Origin of the sequence: Actinomadura sp. NPDC000600 (assembly GCF_040492135.1) — a bacterium.
Lineage (GTDB): Bacteria > Actinomycetota > Actinomycetes > Streptosporangiales > Streptosporangiaceae > Spirillospora.
In genome coordinates, this window is the sequence record NZ_JBEUPD010000011.1 from 81,772 (window position 1) to 108,334 (window position 26,563).

General features: G+C 72.7%; 31 protein-coding genes and 1 riboswitch. Of the genes, 16 read left to right on the forward strand and 15 right to left on the reverse strand.

The window, feature by feature from the left end; translation table 11 throughout:
• Positions 1-31: 31 nt before the first annotated feature.
• Positions 32-793: a dioxygenase family protein gene (locus ABWI07_RS18065; RefSeq protein ID WP_353819185.1), complete on the reverse strand. Its 762-nt coding sequence runs from the start codon at positions 791-793 to the stop codon at positions 32-34.
• 92 nt (positions 794-885) lie between these two features.
• On the opposite strand from ABWI07_RS18065, the gene ABWI07_RS18070 reads away from it, so the two are divergent.
• A complete protein-coding gene (locus tag ABWI07_RS18070; protein ID WP_149263001.1) occupies positions 886-1,380 on the forward strand; it encodes a MarR family winged helix-turn-helix transcriptional regulator in 495 nt (164 codons plus the stop codon).
• Here the strand turns inward: ABWI07_RS18070 and ABWI07_RS18075 are convergent.
• Positions 1,377-2,465, reverse strand: a complete 1,089-nt coding sequence (locus ABWI07_RS18075) for a winged helix DNA-binding domain-containing protein (RefSeq protein WP_149263002.1) — start codon at positions 2,463-2,465, stop codon at positions 1,377-1,379. The genes ABWI07_RS18070 and ABWI07_RS18075 overlap by 4 nt on opposite strands.
• Positions 2,455-3,090 (reverse strand): TetR/AcrR family transcriptional regulator, encoded by a 636-nt coding sequence (locus ABWI07_RS18080; protein WP_149263003.1) that lies wholly within the window; start codon positions 3,088-3,090, stop codon positions 2,455-2,457. Before ABWI07_RS18080 ends, ABWI07_RS18075 begins: the two co-directional genes overlap by 11 nt.
• Before the next feature lie 126 nt (positions 3,091-3,216).
• Here ABWI07_RS18080 and ABWI07_RS18085 point away from each other — a divergent pair, with 126 nt between their 5' ends.
• Genes ABWI07_RS18085 through ABWI07_RS18095 form a run of 3 tightly spaced genes read left to right on the forward strand, consistent with a single transcriptional unit; the run spans position 3,217 to position 5,589 of the window.
• The gene (locus tag ABWI07_RS18085) at positions 3,217-4,044 is read left to right on the forward strand and encodes a class I SAM-dependent methyltransferase (RefSeq protein WP_149263004.1); all 828 of its coding nucleotides are present in this window, start codon (positions 3,217-3,219) and stop codon (positions 4,042-4,044) included.
• 13 nt (positions 4,045-4,057) lie between these two features.
• The gene (locus ABWI07_RS18090) at positions 4,058-4,972 is read left to right on the forward strand and encodes a saccharopine dehydrogenase NADP-binding domain-containing protein (RefSeq protein WP_353819186.1); all 915 of its coding nucleotides are present in this window, start codon (positions 4,058-4,060) and stop codon (positions 4,970-4,972) included.
• Positions 4,972-5,589, forward strand: coding sequence for a TetR/AcrR family transcriptional regulator (locus ABWI07_RS18095; protein ID WP_353819187.1), 618 nt, complete (start codon positions 4,972-4,974; stop codon positions 5,587-5,589). Before ABWI07_RS18090 ends, ABWI07_RS18095 begins: the two co-directional genes overlap by 1 nt.
• Before the next feature lie 33 nt (positions 5,590-5,622).
• Here ABWI07_RS18095 and trpS read toward each other — a convergent pair whose 3' ends face one another.
• A complete protein-coding gene (gene trpS / locus ABWI07_RS18100; RefSeq protein WP_353819188.1) occupies positions 5,623-6,654 on the reverse strand; it encodes a tryptophan--tRNA ligase in 1,032 nt (343 codons plus the stop codon).
• Positions 6,655-6,879: 225 nt separating this feature from the next.
• On the opposite strand from trpS, the gene ABWI07_RS18105 reads away from it, so the two are divergent.
• From ABWI07_RS18105 to ABWI07_RS18115, 3 genes are all read left to right on the forward strand, one after another.
• Positions 6,880-7,368, forward strand: a complete 489-nt coding sequence (locus tag ABWI07_RS18105) for a MarR family winged helix-turn-helix transcriptional regulator (protein ID WP_149263008.1) — start codon at positions 6,880-6,882, stop codon at positions 7,366-7,368.
• A gap of 72 nt (positions 7,369-7,440) precedes the next feature.
• On the forward strand, positions 7,441-8,895 hold the full coding sequence (locus ABWI07_RS18110; RefSeq protein ID WP_235037223.1) for an MFS transporter: 1,455 nt from the start codon (positions 7,441-7,443) through the stop codon (positions 8,893-8,895).
• A 50-nt stretch (positions 8,896-8,945) separates the two neighbouring features.
• On the forward strand, positions 8,946-9,413 hold the full coding sequence (locus tag ABWI07_RS18115; protein WP_149263010.1) for a pyridoxamine 5'-phosphate oxidase family protein: 468 nt from the start codon (positions 8,946-8,948) through the stop codon (positions 9,411-9,413).
• Positions 9,414-9,611: 198 nt separating this feature from the next.
• Here ABWI07_RS18115 and ABWI07_RS18120 read toward each other — a convergent pair whose 3' ends face one another.
• Genes ABWI07_RS18120 through ABWI07_RS18135 form a run of 4 tightly spaced genes read right to left on the reverse strand, consistent with a single transcriptional unit; the run spans position 9,612 to position 12,743 of the window.
• Positions 9,612-10,520: a M56 family metallopeptidase gene (locus ABWI07_RS18120; protein WP_149263011.1), complete on the reverse strand. Its 909-nt coding sequence runs from the start codon at positions 10,518-10,520 to the stop codon at positions 9,612-9,614.
• On the reverse strand, positions 10,517-10,900 hold the full coding sequence (locus ABWI07_RS18125) for a BlaI/MecI/CopY family transcriptional regulator (protein ID WP_149263012.1): 384 nt from the start codon (positions 10,898-10,900) through the stop codon (positions 10,517-10,519). The genes ABWI07_RS18120 and ABWI07_RS18125 overlap by 4 nt, the downstream gene beginning before the upstream one ends.
• A 38-nt stretch (positions 10,901-10,938) precedes the next feature.
• Complete coding sequence (locus tag ABWI07_RS18130; protein WP_353819189.1) at positions 10,939-11,616, reverse strand: response regulator; 678 nt, start codon at positions 11,614-11,616, stop codon at positions 10,939-10,941.
• Positions 11,613-12,743, reverse strand: a complete 1,131-nt coding sequence (locus ABWI07_RS18135) for a sensor histidine kinase (protein WP_353819190.1) — start codon at positions 12,741-12,743, stop codon at positions 11,613-11,615. The genes ABWI07_RS18130 and ABWI07_RS18135 overlap by 4 nt, the downstream gene beginning before the upstream one ends.
• Positions 12,744-12,877: 134 nt before the next feature.
• Between ABWI07_RS18135 and ABWI07_RS18140 the strand changes: the two genes are divergently transcribed.
• Positions 12,878-14,062: a glycosyltransferase 87 family protein gene (locus tag ABWI07_RS18140; RefSeq protein WP_353819191.1), complete on the forward strand. Its 1,185-nt coding sequence runs from the start codon at positions 12,878-12,880 to the stop codon at positions 14,060-14,062.
• Here ABWI07_RS18140 and bluB read toward each other — a convergent pair.
• Positions 13,956-14,585, reverse strand: a complete 630-nt coding sequence (bluB, locus tag ABWI07_RS18145; protein WP_149263016.1) for a 5,6-dimethylbenzimidazole synthase — start codon at positions 14,583-14,585, stop codon at positions 13,956-13,958. The two genes, ABWI07_RS18140 and bluB, sit on opposite strands and share 107 nt — an antisense overlap.
• A 37-nt stretch (positions 14,586-14,622) precedes the next feature.
• Positions 14,623-14,816, reverse strand: a riboswitch (cobalamin riboswitch).
• Between the two features lie 156 nt (positions 14,817-14,972).
• Between bluB and ABWI07_RS18150 the strand changes: the two genes are divergently transcribed.
• The 4 genes from ABWI07_RS18150 to ABWI07_RS18165 all read left to right on the forward strand — a co-directional run bounded on the left by ABWI07_RS18150 (position 14,973) and on the right by ABWI07_RS18165 (position 18,000).
• Complete coding sequence (locus tag ABWI07_RS18150) at positions 14,973-15,527, forward strand: hypothetical protein (protein WP_353819192.1); 555 nt, start codon at positions 14,973-14,975, stop codon at positions 15,525-15,527.
• Between the two features lie 190 nt (positions 15,528-15,717).
• Positions 15,718-16,644, forward strand: coding sequence for an LLM class flavin-dependent oxidoreductase (locus tag ABWI07_RS18155; protein ID WP_149263018.1), 927 nt, complete (start codon positions 15,718-15,720; stop codon positions 16,642-16,644).
• On the forward strand, positions 16,641-17,303 hold the full coding sequence (locus ABWI07_RS18160) for an alpha/beta fold hydrolase (RefSeq protein WP_149263019.1): 663 nt from the start codon (positions 16,641-16,643) through the stop codon (positions 17,301-17,303). The genes ABWI07_RS18155 and ABWI07_RS18160 overlap by 4 nt, the downstream gene beginning before the upstream one ends.
• A 19-nt stretch (positions 17,304-17,322) precedes the next feature.
• Positions 17,323-18,000, forward strand: a complete 678-nt coding sequence (locus tag ABWI07_RS18165) for a winged helix-turn-helix transcriptional regulator (RefSeq protein WP_149263020.1) — start codon at positions 17,323-17,325, stop codon at positions 17,998-18,000.
• Positions 18,001-18,022: 22 nt separating this feature from the next.
• Here ABWI07_RS18165 and ABWI07_RS18170 read toward each other — a convergent pair whose 3' ends face one another.
• Complete coding sequence (locus tag ABWI07_RS18170; RefSeq protein WP_149263021.1) at positions 18,023-18,865, reverse strand: SMP-30/gluconolactonase/LRE family protein; 843 nt, start codon at positions 18,863-18,865, stop codon at positions 18,023-18,025.
• A 119-nt stretch (positions 18,866-18,984) separates the two neighbouring features.
• Between ABWI07_RS18170 and ABWI07_RS18175 the strand changes: the two genes are divergently transcribed.
• Genes ABWI07_RS18175 through ABWI07_RS18185 form a run of 3 tightly spaced genes read left to right on the forward strand, consistent with a single transcriptional unit; the run spans position 18,985 to position 21,099 of the window.
• Positions 18,985-20,433 carry an EamA family transporter gene (locus tag ABWI07_RS18175; RefSeq protein WP_353819193.1) on the forward strand — a complete coding sequence of 483 codons (1,449 nt, stop codon included), beginning with the start codon at positions 18,985-18,987 and terminating at the stop codon, positions 20,431-20,433.
• Between the two features lie 40 nt (positions 20,434-20,473).
• Entirely contained in the window at positions 20,474-20,713 is a 240-nt protein-coding gene (locus ABWI07_RS18180) for a ribbon-helix-helix domain-containing protein (protein ID WP_149263024.1), read from the forward strand.
• Positions 20,710-21,099, forward strand: coding sequence for a hypothetical protein (locus ABWI07_RS18185; protein WP_149263025.1), 390 nt, complete (start codon positions 20,710-20,712; stop codon positions 21,097-21,099). Before ABWI07_RS18180 ends, ABWI07_RS18185 begins: the two co-directional genes overlap by 4 nt.
• Before the next feature lie 22 nt (positions 21,100-21,121).
• On the opposite strand, the gene ABWI07_RS18190 is transcribed toward ABWI07_RS18185, so the two are convergent.
• Positions 21,122-23,434 (reverse strand): MMPL family transporter, encoded by a 2,313-nt coding sequence (locus ABWI07_RS18190; RefSeq protein WP_353819194.1) that lies wholly within the window; start codon positions 23,432-23,434, stop codon positions 21,122-21,124.
• Between the two features lie 71 nt (positions 23,435-23,505).
• Between ABWI07_RS18190 and ABWI07_RS18195 the strand changes: the two genes are divergently transcribed.
• On the forward strand, positions 23,506-24,135 hold the full coding sequence (locus ABWI07_RS18195; protein WP_149263027.1) for a TetR family transcriptional regulator: 630 nt from the start codon (positions 23,506-23,508) through the stop codon (positions 24,133-24,135).
• A 71-nt stretch (positions 24,136-24,206) separates the two neighbouring features.
• Here ABWI07_RS18195 and ABWI07_RS18200 read toward each other — a convergent pair whose 3' ends face one another.
• From ABWI07_RS18200 to ABWI07_RS18215, 4 genes are all read right to left on the reverse strand, one after another.
• Entirely contained in the window at positions 24,207-24,941 is a 735-nt protein-coding gene (locus ABWI07_RS18200) for an alanyl-tRNA editing protein (RefSeq protein WP_149263028.1), read from the reverse strand.
• A gap of 40 nt (positions 24,942-24,981) precedes the next feature.
• On the reverse strand, positions 24,982-25,347 hold the full coding sequence (locus ABWI07_RS18205) for a DUF2516 family protein (RefSeq protein WP_235037224.1): 366 nt from the start codon (positions 25,345-25,347) through the stop codon (positions 24,982-24,984).
• A 170-nt stretch (positions 25,348-25,517) separates the two neighbouring features.
• Entirely contained in the window at positions 25,518-25,973 is a 456-nt protein-coding gene (locus tag ABWI07_RS18210) for a hypothetical protein (protein ID WP_149263029.1), read from the reverse strand.
• On the reverse strand, positions 25,970-26,410 hold the full coding sequence (locus ABWI07_RS18215; protein WP_235037225.1) for a helix-turn-helix domain-containing protein: 441 nt from the start codon (positions 26,408-26,410) through the stop codon (positions 25,970-25,972). The genes ABWI07_RS18210 and ABWI07_RS18215 overlap by 4 nt, the downstream gene beginning before the upstream one ends.
• Between the last annotated feature and the right edge of the window lie 153 nt (positions 26,411-26,563).

A 26,563-nucleotide genomic window follows, 5' to 3' on the forward strand; every position in this document is an offset into this window, starting at 1 on the left:
CGGGCGGTTCCGGGCGGAACGTGACAAGCGGTCAGCCGAACTGGAACGAGCGCTTGGCCAGTCCGAGCCAGTAGCCGTCGATGACCGAACGCCGCCGCGACGCGGCGTCGGCATCGGCGCCGAGCGCCACGAACAGCGGCGCGAAGTGCTCCGTCCGCGGGTGGGCGATGCGCGCGGCGGGGGCCTTGGCGCGGAAGTCGAGCAGGGAGTCGACGTCGCCGCCCCGCACGGCCCGGTCCGTCCACTCGTCGAACTCGGCCGACCACGCGGGCGGCGCCGCGTCCGGATCCGGCCGCATCTCCCGCAGGTTGTGGGTGGTGAAACCGCTCCCGACGATGAGGACGCCCTTGTCGCGCAGCGGCGCGAGGCTCCGCCCGATCTCGAAGAGGCGTTCCGGCTCAAGGGTGGGCATCGACATCTGCAGGACGGGCACGTCGGCGTCCGGATACATCTCCACGAGCGGCACGTAGGCGCCGTGGTCCAGGCCCCGCCGCTCGTCCTGGTGGACGCCGGGGATCAGCTTCCGCACGTCGTCGGCGAGGGCCGGGGCGCCGGGCGCGTCGTACCGGACGGTGTAGTACCGCTCGGGAAAGCCCCAGAAGTCGTAGACGAGCGGCACCGGCCGGGTGGCGCCGATGCTGAGCGGCGCCTCCTCCCAGTGCGCCGACACCATGAGGATCGCCTCCGGCTTCGGCAGCTCCGCGGACCAGCGGGCCAGCTCGGCGGTCCACCGGGTGTCGTCGGCCAGCGGCGGCGCGCCGTGGCTGAGGTAGAGCACGGGCATCCGGGTCATGTGCGTCCTCCCCTTACTTGAGTGTTCAACAGTACCTCATTTTGTTGAATCTTCAAGTCTTGAGGGTTCAAACGTGCAGGTAGACTGGGGGCATGGCCGAGACGACGGAGCCGCGGTGGCTCGACGACGACGAGCAGGAGACCTGGCGCGCCTTCCTGTGGACGTCCCGGCTGCTCGGCGAGGCCCTCGACCGCCAGCTCCAGCGCGACTCGGGCATGCCGCACACCTACTACATGATCCTCGCGATGCTGTCGGAGGCGCCCGGCCGCGCGCTGACCATGACCGAGCTCGCCGAGATCGTGCACTCCTCCCCCAGCCGGCTGTCGCACGCCGTGAACCGGCTCGAGGAGGCCGGCTGGGTGAGCCGCTGCAAGCACGCCTCCGACCGGCGCACCACGATCGCCCGGCTGACCGACGCGGGGTTCGCCGTCCTCGCCGAGGCGGCGCCGGGCCACGTCGCCGAGGTCAGGCGGCACCTGTTCGACCCGCTGACCCGCGAGCAGATGCTGGAGTTCCGGGGGATCCTGCACGCCCTGCTGGGCTCGCTGGACCCGAACCACGAGGCGCCGTGCGCCCGCGAGGCCTAGCCGAACTCCACGCCGTGCGACTTCGCCGCGGGATGGGCCGCGGCGAGCAGGCGCATGCCCTCCTCCTCCAGCGCCGCGCGCTCCGGTCCCGGGACGGGGGCGAACGGGTCGACGCGCAGCACCGCCTCGCCCCGGCTCTTCTCGATCTTCCACATGCCGTGGACGAAGCCGTCCACGAGGAACGTCGCGCGGATGATGCCGTTGACGGTGAAGACGCGCTTGCGGTGCTCCTCGCTGATGATCCGCGCCCGGTCGGCGTGGGACAGCAGCAGGTTGTCGAAGTCGGGAACGAACCGGACCGGCGCCTCCGCGTCGGGGCCGGGGCGCGGCGCGTCCGGAAGGTCGTACAGCGTCCGGCCGTTCTCGTCCCGGAACACCACCAGCTCGGGCCTGAGCCGCTCGACGACCTCGCCTAGGCGCGTCAGCCCGGCCCACTGCTGGACGTCCTGGACGCTCGCGGGCCCGAAGGCGGCCAGATACCGCCGCACCAGGTCTTCCGGCGAGGGGTCGGGCGCCATGGGCCCGAGCCAGTTCTCCAGGGTCGTGTGGCGCGCGACCCCCGAGGCGCCCCAGATCCCGCGCGGCGGGACCTGCACGAGCGGCAGCGAGAGCCGGACGGCCCAGGCCAGCAGCGCCGGGTCCTCGTCCGGCCACCGTTCGGCCAGCAGAGCGCGCAGGTCCTTGTCGGTTCGCGGCTCCTCCTCCAGCAGGGCGCGCGCCCACGCGACGACGGCCGGGAGGTCGAGGTGCTCCAGCTCCGCCGCCCGCGACCTCAGGTGCCCGTCGAGGACCGCCTGGGTGAGCGGCCGCAGCGCGCGGGCGTCGCGGGCGCTGACCAGGTGCAGCGTCCCGCGCATCAGCACCATCCGCAGCGCCCGGCGGTCGGCGATCAGCTCCCCGGCCTCGTCGAGCCGGTAGTCCGCGAGCCGGCTCCACAGCCCGATGTGGGGCGGGCTCGGGGCCTGCGCCTGCATGCCGACCAGGTGCTCGATCGCGTCGAGCGCGGGCATTGCGTGCCGCTCCAGCAGGAGCTGCCGGGCCAGCAGCGCCCGGTTGAGCGCCCGTCGTCCCAGCTCAGTCGTCATAGCGCGTGACCAGTTCCTGCCAGCTCGGAGGAGGGCCGGGCAGTTCCCCCCGGTCCGTGAGGTGCATGGCGTCCAGGATCAGCGCCAGGTAGCGGTGCTGGAGCCGGTTCATCCGCTCGTCGTCGCCGATCCGGATGCCGTGCAGGTACTCCAGGATCACCGAGATGTCGCCGACCTCGATCTCGGGACGCAGCGCGCCCGCCTCCCGGGTGCGCTCCAGCAGCCGCTGCGTCGCGAGGTGGATCTCGCGGCCCTTGCGGCTCATGTCCTCGGTGACCTCGAAGGCGCCCGCCAGCCGCATGGTGAGGGAGCCCGCGCCGATGTCGAGGCAGCGGCGCATGAACGCGGCGAACGCCTCCCACGCGTCGCCGTCGTCGTCAAGGGCCGCCTCCACCTCGGCGAGGTAGCGGTCCATGCCCTCGTCGGCGAGCTTCTGGAGCAGGTCCTCCTTGCTCTTGTAGCGGCGGTAGAGAGCGCTGATCCCCACCCCGGCGTGCTCGGCCACCGCCGAGATCGGTGCGCCGGGGTCGGCGGTGAACACCGCCCGTGCCGCCTCCCGGATGAGTTCGTCGTTGCGTGCGGCCTGCGCCTTCCGCCCGCTCAGGGGCGCTCGTGCGGTCTCCATGCCCTCCATCGTAGGGGAACGAAGAATTCCGTTCTACGGTCGGCACCCGAACCGCCTTGACGCGCGCCGCCGCACGCCGCATTATGAACATACGTTCATGAACAAGCGTTCATACCAGGAGGACCCATGACGGAGACCCAGCCGATCGTCAACACCCACCAGTCGGAGGCGTGGAACGGGTACGAGGGCGAGCACTGGGCCGAGCACCACGACCGCTACGAGGCCATGAACGGCGGGTTCAACGACGCCCTGCTGGAGGCGGCGGCGATCGGGCCGCACGACCGGGTCCTCGACATCGGCTGCGGCAACGGGCAGATCACCCGGCTCGCGGCGCGGCGGGCGTCCCTCGGCGGCGCGACCGGCGTGGACCTGTCCCGGCCGATGCTCGCCCGCGCCCGCTCCCTCGCCGCGGAGGAGGGCGTCGCGAACGCGGCCTTCGAGCGGGGCGACGCCCAGGTGCACCCCTTCCCCACCGGCGGCTTCGACGTCGCCGTCAGCCGGTTCGGGGTCATGTTCTTCGCCGACCCGGTCGCCGCGTTCGGCAACGTCCGGCGGGCCCTGCGCGAGGGCGGCCGGCTGGCGTTCCTGTGCATGACGCCGCTCGCCGAGACCGACATGGGCGCGCTCGCGGCCGCGCTCCCGCCGCTCGACCACGCCCCCGTCGGGCACGACGCGGGGCCGCTGTCGCTGTCGGACCCGGACCGCGTCCATGAGGTCCTCGGCGGCGCCGGGTTCCACGGCGTGACCAGCCGGAAGGTCGAGGCCGAGCAGATCTGGGGCCGGGACGCCCGCGAGGCCGGGGAGTTCTTCGCCGGCTGGGGCCCGATCCGCCACAACTACGGCTCGGGCGACGAGGTGCGCGAGGCCGTCACCAAGGCGATGCGCCCGTTCGAGCGCGACGGGGCCGTCCGCCTGCGCAGCACCGCGTGGCTGGTCACGGCGCGCCGTGCCTAGGCGCGGGACGACGATGAAGCGGGTCGTGGTCCTCGGCGGGTACGGCGCGGTCGGCCGCGAGGTCGTCGCGGGGCTGCTCGGACATGTCCCGGAGGTGGTGGCCGCCGGACGCGACCTCGCCAAGGCCCGCACGGTGCCGGGCGCGCTCGCGATGCGGATCGACCTTCGCGGCGACGACCTGGAGCAGATCGCGGCCGACGCGGTCGTCATGTGCGCGGAGACGGGCAACGCCCGGGTCGCCGAAGCGTGCCTCGCCAGAGGCGTCCACTACGTCGACGTGTCCGCGTCGCACGCGGTGCTCTCCGGCATCGAGGCGCTGGACGGGCTCGCCGCCGAGCGGAACGCCACGGCGGTGCTGAGCGTGGGCCTCGCGCCCGGCGTCACGAACCTGCTGGCCCGGGAGTCCGGCGGCGGGGAGGTGGACATCGGCGTCCTGCTCGGCGCCGGTGAGCGGCACGGGCCGTCGGCCGTCGAGTGGACGCTCGACTCGCTCGCCGGCCTGGGCGAGTCGTGGCGGATGCGGTTCCCCGAGCCCTACGGCGTCCGGACCGTGCACCGCTTCCCGTTCTCCGACCAGTACACCCTTCCCGGACGCGTGCGCACGGGGCTCTGCCTCGACTCGCGCGCCATGACCGCCCTCCTCCCCCGCCTCGTCCCGTTCCGGGACCTGCGCCCGCTGCGGGCCGCGTTCCGCCGCGTCCACGTCGGCGGGGACGGGTTCGCGGTGGCGGTCCGGTCCGGCGGGACGGTGCGGTCGTTCGCGGGACGGCGGCAGAGCCGCGCGACGGGCCTGGCCGCCGCGATGACCGTCCGGCGGCTGGACGGCATGCGGCCCGGCGTCCACCACATCGAGGACGTCACCGGACCGGACTTCCTTCCCGACCTCGCCGCGCACGGATTCGAGCTCGCTCATTACGATGCGGGGTGATGTCACCTCGAAGAGCGGCCGCGCTGGGCGCCGGCGACCGGACCCTGCGCGACCACCTGATCGCCACGGCCGAGCGGTTGATCGCCGAGCGCGGGACGGCGGGCCTGACCGTCCGTGCGATCGCGCGTGAGGCGGGCGTCGCCGACGGCGTCCTCTACAACCATTTCGCCGACAAGGAGGAGCTGCTCGCGCACGCGCTCCTGGCGCACGCCGAGTCGGTCGCGCGGCCGCTCGGCCCGCTGCCCGAGCCCGGCACCGGCACGGTCGAGGAGAACCTGCGCGCGTACGTGGCGCACGGCCTGGCCCTGCACGACGGGATGCTGCCCGCGCTGACCGGGCTGATCGCGCACCCGGCCGTCCTCTCCCGGTTCGCCGCGCTGAGCGACCGGGGCGGCACCTGGAAGGAGCGGCTCGCCGCGTACCTGCGCGGCGAGCGCGACCTCGGCCGCCTCGACCCGGACGCCCGGGTCGAGGCGGCGGCCTCGCTCATCGTCGGCGCGTGCCACGAGCCGGTGCTGTCGCTGCTGTTCGAGGGCCGGGGCCTCGCGCACCGGGTGCCGCCGGACGCCGTGGACGATCTCGTGACGACCGTCCTCGACGGGATCGCCAAGCGGTAGTCCGGGGACGGCCGGCGGCTGGGAAGCCAGCCCCTAGGAAGCCATGGCCTCGCGGACCTCCTCCAGGGTGCGTTCCGCGACCGCGTTGGCGCGCTCGTCGCCCTCGGCCAGGACGCCGCGCAGGTACGCCCGGTCGGCGGCGACCTCGGCGCGGCGGGCGCGGATCGGGCGCAGGAACTCGTTCACCGAGTCGGTCACGACCTTCTTCAGCGCCGCCGCGCCGCCGTCGCCGATCTCCGCGGCGACGTCGTGCGGGTCGCGGTCCTGGCAGAGCGCGGCGAGCAGCACCAGGCTGGAGACCTGCGGGCGCGTCTCGGGCTCGTAGGTGATGTGCCGGTCGGCGTCGGTCACGGCCCGCTTGATCAGCCGCGCGGTCTCGTCCTCGGTGGCGGAGAGGGCGACGGCGTTGCCGCGGCTCTTGCTCATCTTGCTGCCATCCGTTCCGAGCAGGAGCGGCGCGGACGACAGCAGGGCGTCCGGCACCGGGAAGACGGGCCCGTAGCGCTCGTTGAAGCGGCGTGCGATGGTCCGGGTGATCTCCTGGTGCGGGAGCTGGTCCCTGCCGACGGGCACGAGGTTCGCCTTGCAGAACAGGATGTCGGCGGCCTGGTGGACGGGATAGGTGAACATCAGCCCGCTCACCGCCGACTGCCTGGACGTCGCGATCTCGTCCTTCACCGTGGGGTTGCGGCTCAGCTCCGCGATCGACACCAGGGACAGGAACGGCAGCATGAGCTGGTTCAGCGCCGGGACGGAGCTGTGCCGGAAGATCGTCGCCCTGGACGGGTCGATCCCGGCGGCCAGGTAGTCGGCGACCAGCCCCTCGACGTACTCGGAGAGGCGGTCGGCCACGTCCCGGTCGGTGAGCACCTGGTAGTCGGCCACCAGGACGAACAGCTCCACGCCCGCCCGCTGGAGCCGCACGCGGTTCTCCAGGGTGCCGAAGTAGTGCCCGAGATGGAGCGGGCCGGTGGGGCGGTCGCCGGTCAGGATCCGGAAGGCTCCGGGGTCGACCGCGATGCGTTCCTCCAGCTCGCGGCCGCGGGCCTCGGGGGTGGTGTCCATGGGTTCCTCCTCGTCGGGTCTGCGGCCGTCCCGCCTGGCCGGCCCGGGGCACCGAGGAAGAGGAAGGGCCGTCCAGCGGACGGCCCGATCGCATGCGTCACTGTGGCCGTCCTAGGACGGCCACCAGCCGAGACATGCGGTGCGCTTCACGCCGCCATGGTATCCCACCGGATGCGACTGCTGCCGGATAATCTGGAACGAAACCATCTTGGGTAGACTGGGCGCATGACCTCGATGGCCCCCGCCCGCACGCAGACGGACCTGTCGTTCCTGCTCGACCACACCAGCCATGTGCTGCGCGGCCGGATGACGGCGGCGCTCGCCGAGATCGGGCTGACGCCGCGCATGCACTGCGTCCTGGTGCACGCGCTGGAGGAGGAGCGCACCCAGATCCAGCTCGCCGAGATCGGCGACATGGACAAGACGACCATGGTCGTGACCGTGGACGCCCTGGAGAAGGCCGGCCTCGCCGAGCGGCGCCCCTCGTCCCGGGACCGGCGCGCCCGCATCATCGCCGTCACCGAGGAGGGCGCGCGGGTCGCCGCCCGCAGCCAGCAGATCGTCGACGGCGTCCACGAGGCGGCCCTCGGCTCGCTTCCGGAAGACCAGCGCGAGGCCCTCGTCCAGGCGCTCAACACCCTGGTCAGCGGGCATCTGGCCACCCCGCCGGAGACGTCGGGGCCGGCCCGGCGGGCCCGCGAGCGCCAAAAGTAAGACCCTCACAGATAGTCTGCAACGAAACTATCTGCTACGGTCTCTCCTGTTCCCCTCGAACAGGAGATGACCATGTCCTCCCTCTCACTCTCCCCGCTCCGCTCCCGATGGGCGGCGCTCGGGGTGCTGTCCGCCACGATGCTGATGACGATCCTGGACGGCAGCATCGTCACGGTCGCGGCGCCCGCCATCCAGGACGACCTCGGCTTCTCGCCCGCCGGGCTGAGCTGGATCATGAACGCCTACCTGATCCCGCTCGGCGGCCTGCTGCTGCTCGCCGGGCGGCTCGGCGACCTCGTCGGCCGCCGGACGCTGTTCCTCGCCGGCAACGCGGTCTTCACCGCCGCCTCGGTGCTGGCGGGCGCCGCCACCACGTCCGGCCTGCTGATCGCCGCCCGGTTCCTGCAGGGCGTCGGCAGCGCCCTCGCCTCCGCCGTCGTGCTCGGCATCCTGGTGACGCTGTTCACCGACCCTCGCGAACGGGCCAAGGCGATCGGGGTGTTCAGCTTCACCGGAGCGGCCGGCGCGTCCATCGGGCAGGTGCTCGGCGGCGTGCTCACCGACGCGCTGAGCTGGCACTGGATCTTCCTGATCAACCTGCCGATCGGCCTGGCCGTGATGCTGCTCGCCCTCCCCGCGCTGCCCCGCGACCGGGGCGTCGGCCTGGCCGCCGGCGCGGACGTCGCGGGCGCGGTGCTGGTCACGTCCGGGCTGATGCTGGGCATCTACACCGTCGTCAAGGTCGAGCGGTACGGGTGGCTGTCGGCGCACACGCTGGGGCTCGGCGCCGTGTCGCTGCTGCTCCTCGCCGGGTTCACCGCCCGGCAGGCCCGCGCCGCGACGCCGCTGATGCCGCTGCGGATCCTGCGCTCCCGCAACGTGTCCGGCGCCTACGTGGTCCAGCTGCTCACCCTGTCGGCGATGTTCTCGTTCCAGGTGATCGTCGCCCTCTACATGCAGCAGGTGCTCGGCTACAGCGCGCTGGACACAGGCCTCGCGATGCTCCCCGCGGCCGTGGCGATCGGCGCCGTGTCGCTCTTCGCGTCCGCTCGGCTCTCGAACCGGTTCGGCGAGCGGTTCGTCCTGGTGGCCGGGCTCATCCTGCTGATCGGCGCCATGACCTGGCTCACGACCGTCCCCGTGGACGCGGACTACGTCACCGACCTGCTTCCCGTGTTCGTCCTCATCGCCGGAGGCGGGCTCGTGCTGCCGTCGCTGACCGGGCTCGGCATGTCCAGCGCCCGCCCCGAGGACGCGGGGCTCGCCTCCGGCCTGTTCAACACCGTCCAGCAGGTCGGGATGGCGCTCGGCGTGGCGGTCCTGACCACGCTCGCCGCCTCCCGCGTCGAGTCCCTGCGGGCGGACGGGCGGAGCACCGCCGCCGCCCTCACCGGCGGCTACCACCTGGCGTTCACCGTCTCGGCGGGCCTGCTGGTCGCCGCGCTCGCGGTGTCGCTGATCGTCCTCCGCCGCCCGGCGCCCGTGGCCGGCGCCGCGCCCGTCGAGTCCGTCCCCGCCGCGGTCTGAACCCTCCGCAGTCCGACCCCGTCCCCCACCGAGCTCTGAAGGAGATCACGATGACCGAGTACGGCCCCGGCCAGGGACCCGGCCCCAAGCCCGTCACCGAGGACGAGCTGTCCCGGCTCCTCGGCGAGCAGCAGTTCGCCGTCCTCGCCACGAACAAGAAGAACGGCCACCCGCACGTCTCCACGGTCGTCTACACGTGGGATCCGGACGAGCGCGTCCTGCGGATCTCCACGACGGCCGACCGGGCGAAGGTGAAGCAGCTCCGCCGCGACCCGCGCGCCGCGCTGCACGCGTCCGGGCCCGGGCACCTGTCGTTCGCGGTCGCCGAGGGCACCGCCGAGCTGTCGGACGTCAGCGAGGAGGCCGGTGACGCGACCGGGCGCGAGCTCCTCGCCATGACGCCGGGCTTCGACGACCCGGCGGACGAGCGGGCGTTCCTGGAGCAGATGGTGAAGGACCGGCGGCTGGTGATCCGCCTCCACGTCGACCGCCTCTACGGAACGGTCCTGGCCGACTAGCGGCCGGTGGGCGGCGCCGGAGGGGCAGGGCGTGTTGCGAAAGGGCCTCGGCCGTGCGCGCGAACGCGTGACCTGCCCGGTGGAGCGAAGCCGGAGGCGAGCGGAGCCGGGCAGATCGCGAAGCGATGCCGCGTTCGCCCAGTTCCGGTCGCGTAGCGAGCCCCCAGGCGAGCGAAGTGGGCCGGGACTGCGAAAAAACTAGTGCGGCAGGACGAGGAGCAGCAGCGGGAGGCCGGCGATGACCGGGACGGCGATCGACGCGGCGACGCGGACGCGGCGGGGCAGCGGCTCCGGCTCCAGCAGCCGGTTCACCCGCGCCATCACCGGGATGTCGCTGTGCGAGGCGACGCCGAGCGTGCCGGACGGCGCGGCGGCCGGGCGGGCGGCGGCGAAGCGCAGCAGCGCGGTCGCCAGCTCGCGCGGCGGCCGGCCGTGCCGGGCCCGGTCGTCGGCGGCCATCTCGATCAGCAGCTCCACCGCGTCCAGGCAGCGTCCGACCAGCCGGAACTGCGGGAACACCTGGCGCAGCGACGCGAACGGCAGCAGCACCAGGTCGTGCCGCTCGCGGGCGTGGGCGCGCTCGTGCGCGAGCACCGCGGCCAGCTCGCCGCGGTCGAGCAGTTCCAGCGTGCCGGCGCTGACGACGACCTTGGACGAGCGGACGCCCGGCACGCAGTACGCGGCGGCGCCGGGGTGGTCGAGGACGAGGGTGCCGGGCACCGAGGAGTCGCGGCGCGACACCAGCGCGAGCAGCGCCCGGTGCCGCCGCCGGGCCCGCACGACCCGCAGCACCGCGAACATCAGCATGACCAGCAGCACGCCGGTCAGGCTGATCGCGGCGAGCAGGGCCGCCACCTGCACCGGGTTGAGCCGGGCCGCCTGGTCGTCGTAAAGGCCGGGCAGCCCGCCGAGGACGCCCTTGCGGTACGGGATCAGGGCGAGCCCGAGCAGGGCGCCGATCGTGGCGACGCCCCAGCACAGCCCGAGGGCCTGCCAGAGCGCGATCCCGATCCGGGGCGTGCGCCACGTCCACCGGGCCCGGGACAGCAGGTGCGCCCCGCCGACGGTCCCCAGTGAGATCAATGCGAGCAGGGCGGTGCCGGTCATGCCGGAGGTTCCTTGCCGGTGATGCCCGCGAGGGTCTGGCGGATCACGTCGATCTCGTCGCTCGACACGGAGCGGACGAAGTGCGCGAGCGCCGCGTCGCGGTCACCGGTCTCGTTCAGGGCCCCGAGCATGAGCTCGGTGACGTACATCTCGCGGCTCGCCACCGGGTGGTAGCGCCAGGCGCGCCCGTCGCGCTCGCGTTCCAGGAAGCCCTTCTTCGCGAGCCTGTCGAGGACGGTCATGACCGTGGTGTGCGCGAGGTCGCGGTCGTCGGCGAGGGCACGGCTCACGTCACGGGCGGTGGCCGCCGGGCGTCCGGCTTCCTCCCGTGCCCACAGGACCTCCATGACGGTGCGTTCGAGCTCTCCCAGACCCTTCACGCGATCCAGATTATCCGACGGTCCCGGACCTCACCACGTCAGGTAGTACTACCGCCTGTAGGGGGCGCTACGAGGCCGAGCTCGTAGGCGATGATGACGAGCTGCACGCGGTCGCGCGCGCCGAGCTTGGCGAACAGCCGCGCGACGTGCGCCTTCGCGGTGGCCACGCTGATGACCAGCTCCGCGGCGATCTCCTGGTTGGACAGGCCGCGCCCGACGAGGGTCAGCACCTCCCGCTCGCGCTCGGTGACGCCCTCCACGTGCCGCGCCCGCCCGGCGGCCGGTTCCGGACGCGCCGCGAACTCCTCGATCAGCCGCCGGGTGACGCTCGGCGCGATCAGGGCGTCCCCGCCGGCGACGACGCGGATCGCCGCCAGGATCTCCTCCAGCGCCATGTCCTTCACGAGGAAGCCGGCGGCGCCCGCCCTGAGCGAGCCGTAGACGTAGTCGTCGTCGTCGAAGGTGGTCAGCATCAGGACGTGGGCGGTGCCGGGGCCCGCGCGACTGATCCGCCGGGTGGCCTCGATGCCGTCCATGTCGGGCATGCGGATGTCCATGACGACGACGTCCGGGGCCGTCTCCGCCACGAGCCGGACGGCCTCGGCCCCGGTCGCGGCCTCGCCCGCGACCTCCATGCCGGGGGTGTCGGCGATCAGGACGCGCAGGCCGGCGCGGATCAGCGGCTGGTCGTCGGCCAGCAGGACGCGGATCGTCATGCGGCTGCCGCCGGCGCCGGGATCCGCGCCGCCACCCGGAACCCTCCGCCGGGGCGCGGCCCGGCGGCGAACTCGCCGCACAGCAGCGCGACCCGCTCCCGCATCCCGACGAGGCCGTACCCGGTGCCCACCACGCCGCCGCGCCCGTCGTCCTCGATCTCGACGGCCAGGTCGCCGTCGCCGTAGCCGACCGTCACCCGGCAGCGGTCGGTGCCCGCGTGCCGGACGACGTTCGTGACCGCCTCCTGGACGATCCGGTAGGCGGACAGGTCGACGTCCGGCGGCAGGGGCCTCGGCTCGCCCGCCGTCCGGACGTCGACCGCGACGCCCGCGTCCCGCGCGGCCTCGGCGAGGCGGTCCAGGTCGGCGAGGCCGGGGGCGGGGCCGAGCGGCGCCGCCCCCGGGTCGTCCTTGCGGAGGGCGGTGAGCATCCGCCGCAGCCCGGACAGGGTGTCGCGGCTGGTGGCCTCGATGGCCTGAAGCGCGTTGCGGGCCTCCGCGGGCTGGGTGTCGATGACCCGTCCGCCCACGCCCGCCTGGATCGCGATGATCCCGATGCTGTGGGCGACCATGTCGTGCAGCTCCCGCGCGATCCGGAGCCGCTCGGCGGAGACGGCCTGCGCGGTGGCCTGCTCCCGCATCGCCTCGGCGTGCCCGCGCCGCGTCCTGATCGAGTTCCCCGCCATGAACGCGACGGCCGCCCCCAGCAGGACGGTCATCAGCAGCACCTCGTCGGCCTGCAGGAACGCGGTGACCGCCGCGGCCTGGAGGAGGAAGGTGGTGACGGCGACGGGGACGGAGACCTTCCGCGGACGGGTCGCCGTGATGTACCCGGCCGAGACGCCGGGGAGCAGGACCAGCAGGCCGCCGACGGTCCCGACCGGCAGGGCCAGCAGGGCGAGGATCCAGGCGAGGAGCAGGATCACGTGGGCGACCGTCGCCCGGCGCCGCAGCAGGAAGAGCACGAGGACCGTGAGCCCGGTCGAGAGGGGGATCTCCAACTGCTGGAAGGCGGTCCTTCCATGGGAGAACGTGAGGAACAGGACCACCGGGTAGACGGCGGCGCCGCTCCAGGCGAGGACCGTCCCCGTGCCGCGGCTCAGGCGGCGCAACGGCAGGGCTGACATGCGCCGATCGTAACCGCCGCCCCCGTCCCGGCACATTGGCCCGGGGGCGTAGTCCCGCAGGCTACAAGCGCCTTTCGCCAATGTGTCCGGTGGCCCGATGTGCGGCCCGGGCCTCCGGCGACACCGTTGCCGGCATGAAGCGCTGGGCGCCTTTCCTCCTCGCCGTCGAAGTCCTCGGAGTGGTCGTCTTCTCCGCCGTGTACGACTCCCTGGATTTTCGTATCTACTGGCTGGGCGGCCATATCGTGACGGACGGCTCGCGCCTCTACCAGGGACAGGTCGCCGACCATTACTTCACCAACACGCCTTTCATGGCGGCGCTGTTCGTTCCGCTGGCCGCCCTGCCGCTCGTCCTTGCCCGCATGCTGTGGCAACTGGCCTCGCTGGGCGCCTTCGCAGGGGCGTGCGCGCTGACGGCGAGAATGGCCGGCCAGAGAATTCCGCTCGTGGTCGTGGTGGCGGCGGGCCTGCTCCTCCAGCCGGTCTGGCAGTCGTTCTTCCTGGGACAGGTCAACCTCTTCCTGCTCGCCCTGGTCCTCGCCGACCTGTACCGCGTCGCCCGCGGCCGCCCGGCCGGAATCGGCATCGGAGTGGCGACCGCGATCAAACTGACGCCCGCCGTCTTCGTCGTCCTGCTCCTGTTGAGCCGTCGGACCAAGGACGCCGCCACGGCCGCCGCGACCTTCGCCGTCTGCACTGTCCTCGCCTACGCCGTCGCCCCGGACGCGTCCCGCCTCTACTGGCTGCACACCTTCTACGACACCTCTCGCGTTGGCGCCCCGTACATCAGCAACCAGTCCCTCTACGGCGCGCTGGCCCGCATATCGGGGGGAGCGGCCGAGGTCGGCGACTGGTACACGGCCGTACCACTGGCCATCGGCGTCTCCAGCCTGGCGGTCGCCGCCGTCTGGGCGAGGCGAGGCGACTGGCTGAGCGCGACGGCGGTCACCGGCGCGACGGGCCTGATCGTCTCCCCGATCTCCTGGGCGCACCATTGGGTCTGGATCGTCCCGGCCCTGGCGGTGCTCCTGCGGAACGGCCACCGCAAGAGCGCCGCGGCCGCCTACGTCCTCTTCGCCGTCTCGTCCTTGTGGTGGACGCCCCGCGACGGCGGCCCGCGCGAGTACGGCTTCCACCTCCTGACCCCGGTCGCCAACTGTTACCTGCTCGCGGGCCTGTCCTTCCTGGCCTACATGGCCGTCCGCCTCCGGGTCAGCCCGCCGGCTCCGTCCAGCGGTCGTGATGGACGGCGGCGTCCAGTGCCCTGCGGCGCCGCCAGCCGTGCCGTTCGAGATCCGGAATGCGTTCCAGGTGGGTGACGGGGCCGAGGCAGAGCCAGGCCACCGGGCGGATCGTCTCCGGGATGCCGAGCAGGTCGCGCAGGTACGGCTCCCGGTAGAACGACACCCAACCGACGCCGAGCCCCTCGGCGGTCGCGGCGAGCCACAGGTTCTGGATGGCCAGGCAGACGGAGTACAGCCCGGCGTCGGCGATCGCATGCCGCCCGAGGACCGCCGGGCCGCCGCGCTCGGGATCGTAGGTGACCACGATCGACAGGCTGGACTCCAGCACCCCGTCGATCTTGATCCGGGCGAAGCGCTCGGCGGCGGCGCCCGTCAGGGTTGCGGCGAAGGCGGCCCGCTCGGACCGGACGTGGCCGTGGAACGCCCGCCGGATCGCGGGATCGCGCACGAGCACGAAGTCCCACGGCTGGGACAGCCCGACGCTCGGCGCGGCATGCGCGGCCGCCAGGACGCGCTCAAGGACGTCCCGCGGAATCGGTTCCCCGGTGAACTCGCCGCGCACGTCGCGGCGGCGGTGAATGGCGTCATAGATGTCCATGGGCAGGCTCCCGCTGCGACAGGCCGCCGCGAACGCGGCGGCCGTGTGGAGCGAGGCCGGTCTTCGGACTCCCGGATCGATGCTCGACCGCCCGCCTTCCCGGCCTGACGGCCAGTGGCCGCGCCTACGCGCGTGGGCGGCTGCTCCCCGGTCACCGCGGCGGGCCCGTGCCGGATTCTCACCGGCTTCCCGATTCTCCCCACATGGGGCACCCCGCATCAGTTCATGCCATTCGGCACCCTACCGGGGCGACCACTCCTCAGAAAGCGACCGCCTTGGAAGTAATGCCGCCGGGTAGCGGCAGGCACCGACTCTCTGCTTCGCTTTCATCACGTGTCGTCGAGGCCGCCCCGGACGCAAGGGCTCACCGGGGAACGGAGGAGAGCGGTGCAACGCTTCCAGTTGGCCCTGGGGAGCTGCTTGCTCGCGGTGAGCGTGGTCGCCGCCGTGTTCAGCCTGAGCAACGCCTACACGGCCGACAACGCGGTGGACACCAGCGAACCGAAGTGCGGACAGGCCGTCCAGGCGCCGGGCCAGGAATGCGTGACCTCCTACGGAGGAGGACCCGCCAACGGCGGCGGAATCTCCTATGAGGAGGCCAAGAAGACCCAGGAGGACACCGCCATCTCCAGGGCATGGCTCTTCGGTGTCGAACTGCTCGGCACGGTCGGCATCGCCCTGTTCGCCGGGGGCGTCGTGTGCATGGCGGACGCGATCTGGTCCCGCGGGCTTCGCCTTCCGATGCTCCTGGGAGGAGTGCTCATCCCAGCGGCCGCGTACGGGGCGGCGTTCTGGCCCGCCCAGGAACGCGTGCTAGCGGTCTCTCCTGTGGCGCCGGGCGCTCTCGGCTTCCTGGGCTTCCCCTATTTCCCGATCGTCGTCATCGCCGTCGCCGCGCTCGCCACGGTGCAGGCGTGGCGGTTGACGGGCGAGGGGATCTAGCGGCGCGCAGGCCGTTCGGCAACGCCGACGCGGTGTTCTCGCCCCCTGCCCTCGGTCGGGGGTTCTTGATCGTGATGGTCTCCGGCGACGGCTTGTCATGCCCCTCGACTCTACTGCTCCCTGAACTATGTACTTCAAAAATAAGAAGTTCATGGTTATGGTTGCTGAACCCGATCGGTCGGAGGGGACGATGGCCAGGCTGGAGGTCGGCTACTTGCTGCCGACGAGAGAGCAGGACCTGCTGGGCGAGCATGAACCCGGGCGCCTCATCGCCCAGGCGCGACGCGCCGAGGAGATGGGGTTGGACTCGGTCTGGGCGGGCGACAGTCCCGTGACCAGGCCGCGCGCCGATCCGCTGATGCTGCTGGCCGCCGCGGCGCAGGCCACCGAGCGGGTCGCGCTCGGCACGGCGGTGCTGCTGCCGGCCCTGCGCCATCCGATCCTGCTGGCCCACCAGCTCGCCACGCTCGACCGCCTGTCGGACGGGCGGCTGATCGCGGGCATGGGGGCCGGGTTCCCGGTGCCCGCCACCGAGGCCCAGTTCGCGGCGGTCGGGATCGGGTTCGGCCGCCGCGTCAGCCGGATGGAGGAGTCGATCGAGGCGATGCGGCGGCTCTGGTCCGGAGGCGCGGTCTCCTACGAGGGCCGGCACTTCGCGTTCTCGGACGTGCGGCTCGCGCCCCCGCCGAAGCGTCCGGGAGGGCCGCCGATCTGGCTGGCGGGGGGCGGGCCGGCACTGCCGCGCGTGGCCCGTCTCGCCGACGGATGGCTCCCCTACCCGCCCGAGGCGGCGACGTACGCGGAGGAACGCGAGGTCATCGGAGCCGCCACCCCGGCCCTCTACGCGACGCTCTGCCTGGACGACGACCCGGAGAAGGCCCGCCACCGCCTGCGGACGAGCATCGAGCGCTACTACAACGCGCCGCTGGAGTTCGTCGCGTCGATCCAGGCCATGTTCGCCGGACCGCCCGCCGAGGCCGCCGCCTGGCTGGACGCCTATGCCGCGGCAGGCGCCCGCCACCTCGTCATCCGCTTGGCGGCCGAGGACCACGACACCGCCCTGGAGGAGTTCGCCGACCGGGTGCTCCCCCTTCTGCGCGACAAGGAGTACCGATGACCACGTTCGTTCTCGTCCACGGTGCCTGGCACGGGCCTTCGGCCTGGGACCGGGTCGTCCCGGCGCTCACCGCCGCCGGAGTGCGCACGCTCACCCCGGACCTCCGGGGCGACCACGGGCTGCACGACCACGCCGAGATGGTCGCCGCCGCCATCGACACCGTCCGCGATTCATGCATCCTCGTCGGGCACAGCTACGCGGGGCTGGTCGTCCGGGAGGCCGCCGACGCGCGTCCCGACGCCGTCGACCACATCGTGATGGTGGACGGATGGGCCGGACCCGACGGCGCGAGCCTGTTCGGCCTGGCCCCCGACTACTTCGTCGAGGCGATGCGCAAGTCGGCCGAGGCGAACGGGGACGGCCGCTTCATCCCGGCCCTGCCCCCGGCGATGTTCGGCGTCACCGACGAGGCGGAGTGGCTGGCCCCGCGGCTCGTCCCGCAGCCGCTGCGGACGTTCACCGAGACCACCCGCCTGAGCGGCGCCGTCGACCGGATCCCCGGCACGGCGGTCCACTGCGAGCCGGGCACCTTCCCCTTCAAGGAGTTCGGCGCGTCCCTCGGGTACCGGACGCTTCCGATCGACGGCCCGCACGACGTGATGGTCACCGATCCGGAGGCGATCGCGCGCGTGCTCCTGGAGGCGCCGAGCCTGGTGTGATCCGGCCTAGAGTGATGCGGTGGAACAGCGAACGTACAACCAGTACTGCGCGACCGCGCGCACCCTCGACCTGGTGGGCGAGCGCTGGACGCTGCTGCTGGTCCGCGAGCTGCTGACCGGGCCGAAGCGGTTCGGCGACCTGCAGGCCAGCCTGCGCGGCCTCGGCACCGGGCTGCTCGCCGCCCGGCTGAAGCACCTGGAGCGCGAGGGCCTGGTCCACAAGATCACGCTGCCGCCGCCCGCCCGCACCCCCGCGTACGCCCTCACCGAGGCCGGCGAGGAACTCGGTCCCGCGATCCTCGCGATCGCCAGGTGGGGGCTGAGGTGGGCGATGGGCGAGCGACGGCCGGAGGAGACCTTCCACCCCGGCTGGACGGTGCTCGGCCTGCAGGCCTGCTTCGATCCCGAGGCGGCCGCCGGGCTCCACGCCGTCTACGAGTTCCGCGTCGACGACGAGGTCTTCCACGCCCGGATCGACGACGGGACGGCCGAGGTGCTCCACGGCCCCGCCCAGCGCCCGGACGCGACCATCACGATCAGCGAGGATGCGCTCGTCGGTCTGACCGGCGCCGGCGGCACCCTCAGCGAGGCGATCCGGAGCGGCGCCGCCTCGGCGTCCGGCGACCGGGAGGCCCTGCGGCGGCTTCAAGGACTGTTCCGCCTGCCGCCCGCGGGCTCCCGCAAACCCGCCGGTTGATCAACCTGGGGCCGGACGTGCGTCAGGGCCGGCCCGCGCCCGGCACGTCGACCTCGACGGTGAGCACCCGGCCGCTGCCGGGCGCCACCATCTCGGCCTCGGTCATGCCGCGCCACTCGGCGGCCGTGACGAACAGCGTGGTCCCGTCCGGCCCGCCCAGCACGCAGGCGAAGCCTCCGAGGTCGAGGTCGACGGTGCGCAGGACCTCGCCGCCCTCCGCGACGCGCACGCACCGCTGGTTGGGGACGTCGGCGTACCAGACGGCGTTCTCCGCGTCCATGCAGATGCCGTCCGGGACGCCATCGCCGAGGTCGGCCCACACCCGGCGGCCGGACAGGTCCCCGTCGGCGCCGATGTCGAAGGCCATGAGACGGCTCCGGTAGGAGTCCGCGACGATGAGCGTGGAGTCGTCTGGCGTCACGGCCATCCCGTTGGGGAACGCGATGTCGTCCGCCACCTCGCGCACGGAGCCGTCCGCCCGCACCAGGGCGACCGTCCCGGGCTCGATGTCCTCCCCCGCCATCGGGTCGAAGTTGACGCGGTTGACGTAGATGTCGCCGCGGCCGTCGGCGACGATGTCGTTCCATCCGGGCCGGCCGAGTTCGGCGTGCGCGGCGAGGGATCCGTCCGGTTCCCGGCGCAGCAGCCGCCCGTCCCCCGACGAGACGATCACCAGCCGGCCGTCCGGGAGCCAGGCGGTGCACAGCGGGAGCGACTTCACCCGCGCCACCACCTCGGCGGCCCCGTCCAGCCCCACCGCGACGACCTCCCCGGCCGTCCAGTCGGAGAAGTACAGCCTGCCGTCGTGCCAGCGCGGCGACTCGACCAGTCCGCGGCCGTCGAGCAGCGTCCGGACCTCGTCCATCTTCCTCACCGTCCTTCTCGAGCACCGATGTTCTGCCCTCTACACGAACGGCCGGCCCCCGGATCGACACGACGGGCCGGGGAAATGCGCAGTACCTCGAAACGAGGTACTGTTCCGGCGTGTCCGGTAGATGGTGGAACGGCCTCCTAGGCGGGTGGGTAGCCCTGACGCTGGGTGTCCCCTTCCTGCTCATCGCGATAGCGGGACGCGCACTCCCGGCCGACGTGCTGGCCTGCGCCCGGTTCGGCCTCGCCGGGCTGACGCTGCTCGCGGTCATGGCCGCGCGGGGCGGCGGGCCGGCCGCGGTCGCCGCGCTCTCCAGGCTCGCTCGGCACAGACCGGTCGACCTGCTCCTCGTCGGGCTGTGCGGCGCGGCGGTGCCGTCCGTCCTGATCACTGTGGGCGAGCACCACGTGGAGACGGGCCTGTCGTCGCTGCTCCTGGCGAGCACGCCGATCTGGATCGCGGCCGGCGGCCACGTCCTGCTGCCCGCCGAACGCCTTCGGGCCGCGCAGACGACATGCCTGGCCGTGGCGCTGGGCGGGACGGCGCTGCTGACGACGGGCGGGCACGCGTCCGGGCGGTCCCTGTGGCCGCTCCTCCCGCTGGCGGCGGCGGTCAGTTACGCGTGCGCCAACCTGGCCGTCCGGAGCCGGCTCCGGACGGAGGACGCGCTCACCCTCACCTGCGCCCAGATGACCGTCGCGGCGATCGTGACGGCGCCGTTCGCCGCCGTCCACGTCCCGGACATCGCGTGGAGCCCGGCGGCCTGGGCGGCCACCGCCGCGCTCGGGGTGGTCTGTTCGGGTTTCGGATGGCTGGCGAACACCGTGCTGGTCCAGCGGGTGAGCGCCGTCCGTGCTTCACTGGTCTCCTTCGCGGCCCCGGTGGTCTCCATCGCGCTCGGGGCGGTCGTCCTGGAAGAACGCCTGTCACCGCTCCAGCTGGCGGCGGCCGGGATCGTGCTCACGGCCGTGGCGGCGTTCGGCGCGATGTCACGCACGCCGAGACGGGAGGTACAGGCCATCCTCGAACTCGCGATCCTTGGGTTCCTCGCCGAACATGACATGCACGCCTACGAGCTGAGGCGGCGCATCACCCTGCTGATGGGCCACGCGCGCCCGGTCAGCGACGGCTCCCTGTACCCGGCCCTCCAGCGGATGCGGCGCCGCGGCCTGCTGGCCGGCCGCACCGAACCCGGCGAAGGCGGCCCGGCCCGGCAGGTCTTCACGCTCACCGGCGCGGGCCGCACCGAGCTGCTCCGCCGCCTCACCGGGCCGGACGACCTGGAGATCTCGGACCGCAACCGGTACTTCGTCCTCCTGGCGTTCCTCCACCTGCTGCCGTCGCCCGAGGCCCAGGCGGCGGTCCTCCGGCGGCGCCTGGACTTCCTGGACGACCCGAAGCGCGGATTCTTCGCCGACGGCGACCGGCCCCTCCGCCAGGACGAGCTGGCATCACCGTTCCAGGCCGGAATCCAGCACATCGCCCGCGTCACGTCCGCGGCCGAACGGGACTGGCTGGCCGGAACGCTCGCGACGCTCCGCCCCGAGACCTCGACCCCCTGAGTACACACTGGAGGGCCTCCGAGTGTGTATCGTGTGCTCCATGGCGAGACTCAACATCACGCTGCCCGACGAGCTTGCCGCCACGCTCCAGGGGCTCGCCGAGGACAAGAAGATCGCCTCGGTGTCGGGATTCCTCGCGGACGGCGCGCGGCTGAAGCTGGCCTACCTGCGGGACGCGTCCACCATCGACGACCTCTTCGGGCCGCCGAGCCCCGACGAGCAGGCCATGGTCGACCGGCTGGTCGAGGGCGGACCCTCGTCCCGCCGGGACGTCGCGTGATCACCGGTCACGTCTTCGACGCGACCGCACTCCTGGACCTCGCGACCGGCAAGACCGTCTACGTCCGCGCCCGGCTCCGCGCGTCCATCGCCCAGCACGCCACGATCGTCATCCCGGCGACCTCGCTCGCCCGCGCCTGGCAGCTCGTCCCCGACCACGGCCGCGCGGTGCTGGAGCGCCTGCCCGGCATGCAGGTCGTGCACGTCGACGACCTGGACGACGTGATCGCCCAGCAGACCGGCCTGCTGGTCACGACGATCCCGAACCTCGGCATGGACGCCGCGCAGGCCGCCTGGTCCGCCCGGTGGCGCCGCTGGCCGCTGATCACCGCCGACCCCGGCCTGTACGAGGCCGTGCCCGGCGTCCGCGTGGAGCAGATCCCCTAGGGCACTGCCGCCCCGTCCGCGCTCAGGTCGTGAGCTCCAGCTCCAACTGCTCGGCGACGGGTTCCGGAGGAGGCGGCGGCGCCGTCGGGCGGGAGCCGCCGGGCCACCACCAGTTGGCGTGGCCGAGCAGGCTCATCAGCGCGGGGACGAGCATGAGGCGGACGATCGTCGCGTCCATGGCGACGGCGATGGCCAGCCCCAGGGCCATCATCTTCACCATCGGGTCCGGCTGCGGGACGAAGCTGGCGAACACGAAGATCATGATGAGCGCGGCCGAGGTGATGAGGCGGGCGGTGGCCCCGATGCCGATCACGACGGACTCGTGCGGATCGCCCGTCCGGTCGTACTCCTCCTTGATCCGCGACAGCAGGAAGACCTCGTAGTCCATGGACAGCCCGAAGATCAGGGCGAACATGAACAGCGGGATGAACGACATGATGGGGATGGCCTGGTCGACGCCGAACAGCCGGACGCCCCAGCCCCACTGGAAGACGGCCGTGACGACGCCGAACGAGGCGCCGATCGACAGCAGGTTCATCAGGGCGGCCTTCACCGGGACGATGACCGACCGGAACGCGATGACCAGCAGCAGGAGGGCGACCCCCACCACCGCGACGACGACGGTCGGCATGCGCTCCCCGACCGTGGTGGCGATGTCGATGATCGCGGGGTTCTCGCCGCCGAGGTAGATCCGCGTACCCGGATGCGCCTCCCGGACGTCGCGGATCTCGGTGTTCCGCAGCCGGTGGACGAGGTCGGTGGTCGATGCGGCGTGCGGGGCGTCCTCCGGGACCACCTGCAGGATCGCGGTCGTGCCGGCCACCACGGGCTCCCCGACGAACGCGACGCCGGGCACCTCGGAGAGCGTCCGCTGGAGTTCCTGGCCGATGAGGACCGCGCGCTTGTCGGGCTTCTTGTCCGGGTCCGGGGCGCCCTTGGGGAGGGACGGCCGCGGGGACGGGCTCGGCCGGGGTCCCGCCGGACCCGTCAGGCCGGACAGGCCCTCGCCCGCCTCGACCGTCGGCACCACGCGCTTCGGCTTGACGCCCTTCTCCGCGCCCGGCACCTTCGCGACCACGACGAACGGGCTGTAGTGGCCCGCGCCGAACTCCCGGGCGACGATGTCGTAGGCCTGCCGCGCCTCCATCTTCGGCGACGACATGCTGTCGGCCATCACGCCGAACCGCAGGCTGAGCGTCGGGATGGAGAGGGTCAGCAGGACGAGGCTCGCGACGATGGCGTAGGGCCAGGCATGGCGGTCGACGTGGCGTCCCCACGCCGTCCAGCGGCCCGAGCTGCGGTCCGGCCGCACCCGGGCCAGCCGGTACCGGTCGATGCGCGTGCCCAGGGACCCGAGGATGGCGGGCAGCAGGGTCAGCGCGGCGGCGACCATGATGGCGACGGCCAGCGCGGCGGCGATCCCGATGCGTCCGACGAAGGCGATCCCGGACAGGAACAGCCCGCAGATCGCGAACACGACCGTGCCGCCGGCGAACACGACCGCGTGGCCCGAGTGCGCCATGGCGCGCCCGACCGCGGTCTCGACGTCGTCGCCCTCGGCGAGCTGCTGCCGGTAGCGGGTCACGATGAACAGGGCGTAGTCGATCCCGGCGCCGATGCCGAGCATCGCGGCGACCATCGGCGCGGTCGGCGCGATCTGGAACATCGACGCCAGGAAGTGGATCAGCGAGTACGCCACCACCATCCCGCACAGCGACACCACGATCGGGATGCCCGCGGCGAGGAACGAGCCGAACGCCAGCAGCAGGACGACCATCGCCAGCAGGATCCCGACGCCCTCCTGCGGCCCGCCCTTCGGCTGGTTCAGGATCATCGCGGCGATCCCGCCGAACTTGACCTCCAGCCCGGCCATCCGCGCGGGCTCGACCGCCCGGTTCAGCGCGTCGAGGTCGGCGTGGCCGACGTCGCTCATCGTGCCGGTGAAGTTGAGCCGGACGGCGACGGCCTTGTCGTCCTTCAGCCCGCCCATCCCCTGCACGTACGGGTTCTCGACGTACGCCACCCGGTCGAGCTTGGAGATGTTGTCGATCGACTGGCCGACGGTGAGCGCGACCCGCCAGTCGGCGGGACTCGCGTCGCGGGTCTGGTGGAACACGACGGTCGCGGTCGGCCCCGTCATCGCGGGGAAGTCCTGCCCGAGCGTGTCGAGGGCGCGCTGCGTCTCGGTGCCGGGCAGCGTGCTCTGCTGGACGAACATGCCCCCGTGCATGACGCCGAGGACGCCGGCGCCGAGCATCAGGGCGACCCAGAGTTCGAACACCGTGCGGCGCCTGCGCACGCAGAACCGTCCGAGCACCTCCAGGAAACGCGCCATGCCCGAAGAGAACACCTATCCAGGAAGTTTTGCAATAGATGCAACTTTGCAGTCATGGTAACGTCCGTCACATGGAGGAGGACGCCGGCGGACCGGGGCTGCGGGAGCGCAAGAAGCTGCGCACCCGCCAGGCCATCGCGACGGCCGCGCTGCGCCTGTTCGCCGAGCGCGGCTACGAGGAGACGACGATCGCCGACATCGCCGCCGCCGCCGATGTCTCACCCCGCACGTTCTTCAGCTACTTCCCCTCCAAGGAAGACGTGATCTTCGCCGAGATCGACGACCGGCTCGCCGAGGTCGCCGAGCGGCTGCGCCCCACCCCCGGCGAGACGCCGATGGCGACCATCCGGCGCAGCATCGTGGACGTCCTGGAGGCGGTGGTCGCCGAGCACCGCGACTACGGCCCGGTCCAGGTCGCGCTCATCCTGGAGCGCCCCGCCCTGCGCGCCCGGGCGCTGCAGCGCATGACCGACGCCCAGGACGCGATCGAGGCGCTGCTGCGCGAGCTGTGCCCCGGCATCTCCGAGATCGACGCGGTGGCCGCGGCCGGCATCGCGGTCGGCGGCATGCAGGCGGTCGTGGCGCACTGCCGCCGCGAGGGCTACGACCCCCTGTCCATGCGCACCGCCCTCGACCGGGCCGTGGACATCGTCGAGCACGGCCTCGTCTCGGTCGACGCCCTGTCCCGCCCCGCCCCCTGAGCCGCCGGGCACCGGCGGCGGAGGCGCCCGCCCCCGGTGCCCGGCTCAATCCCGCGCCCGCGGGGCCGCGGCTAGTCGGCGATCTTGATGCGGAGGCGGCGGAAGCCGCGGCCCTTGTTCTCGACCTTGGCGACCGTGATGCGGCCGATCTGCTTGGTGGAGCCGACGTGGGTCCCGCCGTCCGCCTGGGTGTCGAGCCCGACGATGTCGACGATCCGGACGTCCTGCACCTCCGGCGGCACCAGGTTCGTGGCGGTGCGGATGATGTCGGGGATCTCGAACGCCTCGGCGCGCGGCAGGGTCCTGACGTCGATGCGCCGGTCGGCTTCGACCTCGGCGTTGCAGGCGTCCTCGACGGCCTGCTTGAAGCCGGGCGGGACCTCGCGCAGGTCGAAGTCCATGCGCGCGGACAGGGGCTCCATGTTCCCGCCCGTCACCAGGCAGCCGTAGTCGCGGAACACGACCCCGCACAGCAGGTGCAGGCCGGAGTGGGTGCGCATCAGCGCGGTGCGGCGCTCATCCTCCACGGCGCCGCGCACCACGGTGCCGACGGGCGGGAGCGGGTCGCCCTCGGCGGGGATGAGCATCAGGTCGTCGCCCTTGCGGACGCCGGCGATACGGGTCTGGACGCCCTGCCAGATGAGGACGCCGTGGTCCGGGGGCTGGCCGCCGCCGCCCGGGTAGAAGGCCGACCGGTCGAGGACGATGCCGTCCGGGCCCGCGTCGAGGACGACGGCCTCCCATTCCCGCAGGGCCTGGTCGGCCAGTTCCAGGCGTGCGGTGCGTCCGAGGGTCTCCGCGCTCATGCCGTCACCCTAGAGCCGCCGTCGCGGGGAGCGCAGGTGATCACCAGGGGCCGTAGGGGCCCTGGCGGGAGCCGCCGCGGCCGCCGTTGTTCCGCTTGTAGGGGCCGACGGCCGGGCGGACGTCGGCGAGGTAGACGGCGGCGGCGATGAACGCCGCGACCGGGAGGATGCCGAGCAGCAGCGCGATGGGGCTGGCGCCGAGCGCCACCGGCGCGACCGCGTACGCGGCGCCGACCACCGTCGCGACGATCAGGATGATCATCCACAGCTTCTTGCTCTGCTTGCTGGCCGCCGCGTACGCGTTGACCGGCACGGTGAGCGAGTCGATCAGCGCCCACGCCTCCATCGCGAACGCGATGATCAGCAGCAGCCAGAAGAAGTAGTCCAGCACGTTGAAGCCCGACATCGGCGATCAGCGCTCCTGCTCGTCTCGGAAGGCGACTCCTCGTCGCACGCGGGTCTGCCTGCCCCAACCCTACGTGCAGCGGCCGGCATCGCGGCCTGAGGGAACGGGCACTTGCAGAGACGACGGAGCCCGGCCGGGTGTTCCCGGCCGGGCTCCGTCGTGTGGCGCCGTTACTTCTTCGTGGTGGAGCGGGACTGCCCGGTGGCCCGGCTCTGCGCCGTCCTGCGCTGCGCGGTGCGGGTCTTCGGGGCCTGCTTCGGCGCGGCCTGGTCGGCCGCCGAGATCTCGGCGACCTCCACGGCCTCGCGGTGCACGACCTTCTTGCCGCGCTCGGCGAGCTCGTCGATGAACTCGAAGGCCCGGGTGCCGAAGTGCGTGGCGTACGCGACGGCGGCGCCCGGCAGGTCCTTGGCGTCCACCCGCTGCTGGTACCGGGAGACCTCGCCGCGGTAGCGGTCGACGGTCTCGCGGACCTGCCCGCGGTAGCGGTCGACGGTCTCGCGGACCTCGCCCTGGTACCTGGTCACCTGCTCGGGGACCTCACGGATCTTCTCCACCGCGAAGTCGCCGGCGCCGGCCACGGCGTAGACGGCCTTGTTCTCGCGGAGGTTGCTGGCCAGCGTCATCCGACCTCTTCCCTTCCCTTGCGTTCTGGTCCGGCCTGTTCGGGGCCGGTCTGTTCCGGCATGGCGGGTTCGTCGGGCCCGGCGACGACGCCGCCGGCCTCGTTCTCCTTGAGGAACGACGCGTAGATGTCCAGCAGGACCTGCTTCTGCCGTTCCGTCAGGACGAGGTCGGCCCGGACGGCGGCCTGCACGTCGGTGTCGGCCTCGCGGTCCTCGAGGATGCCGGCCTGCACGTACAGCGCCTCGGCCGAGATCCGCAGCCCCTTGGCGATCTGCTGCAGTATCTCGGCGCTCGGCTTGCGCAGGCCGCGCTCGATCTGGCTCAGGTACGGGTTGGAGATGCCGGACACGTCCGCCAGCTGGCGCAGCGATATCTTCGCCCGCGTCCGCTGCTCCCGGATGTACTCCCCGATGGAGCCGACCTTCGAACTCGCCATATCTCCACTCTCCGTCATGGTGCTTGCTATTGCAAGCACCTTAGCTAGCACTTCGTGGTGAATCGCCTCACATGCCGGAAAGGCCGGGACAGCCGTCGGCCGACCTGCGGCGGAACGTCGTGCGCCGCCGTCCCTCGGGGAGGGGGACGGCGG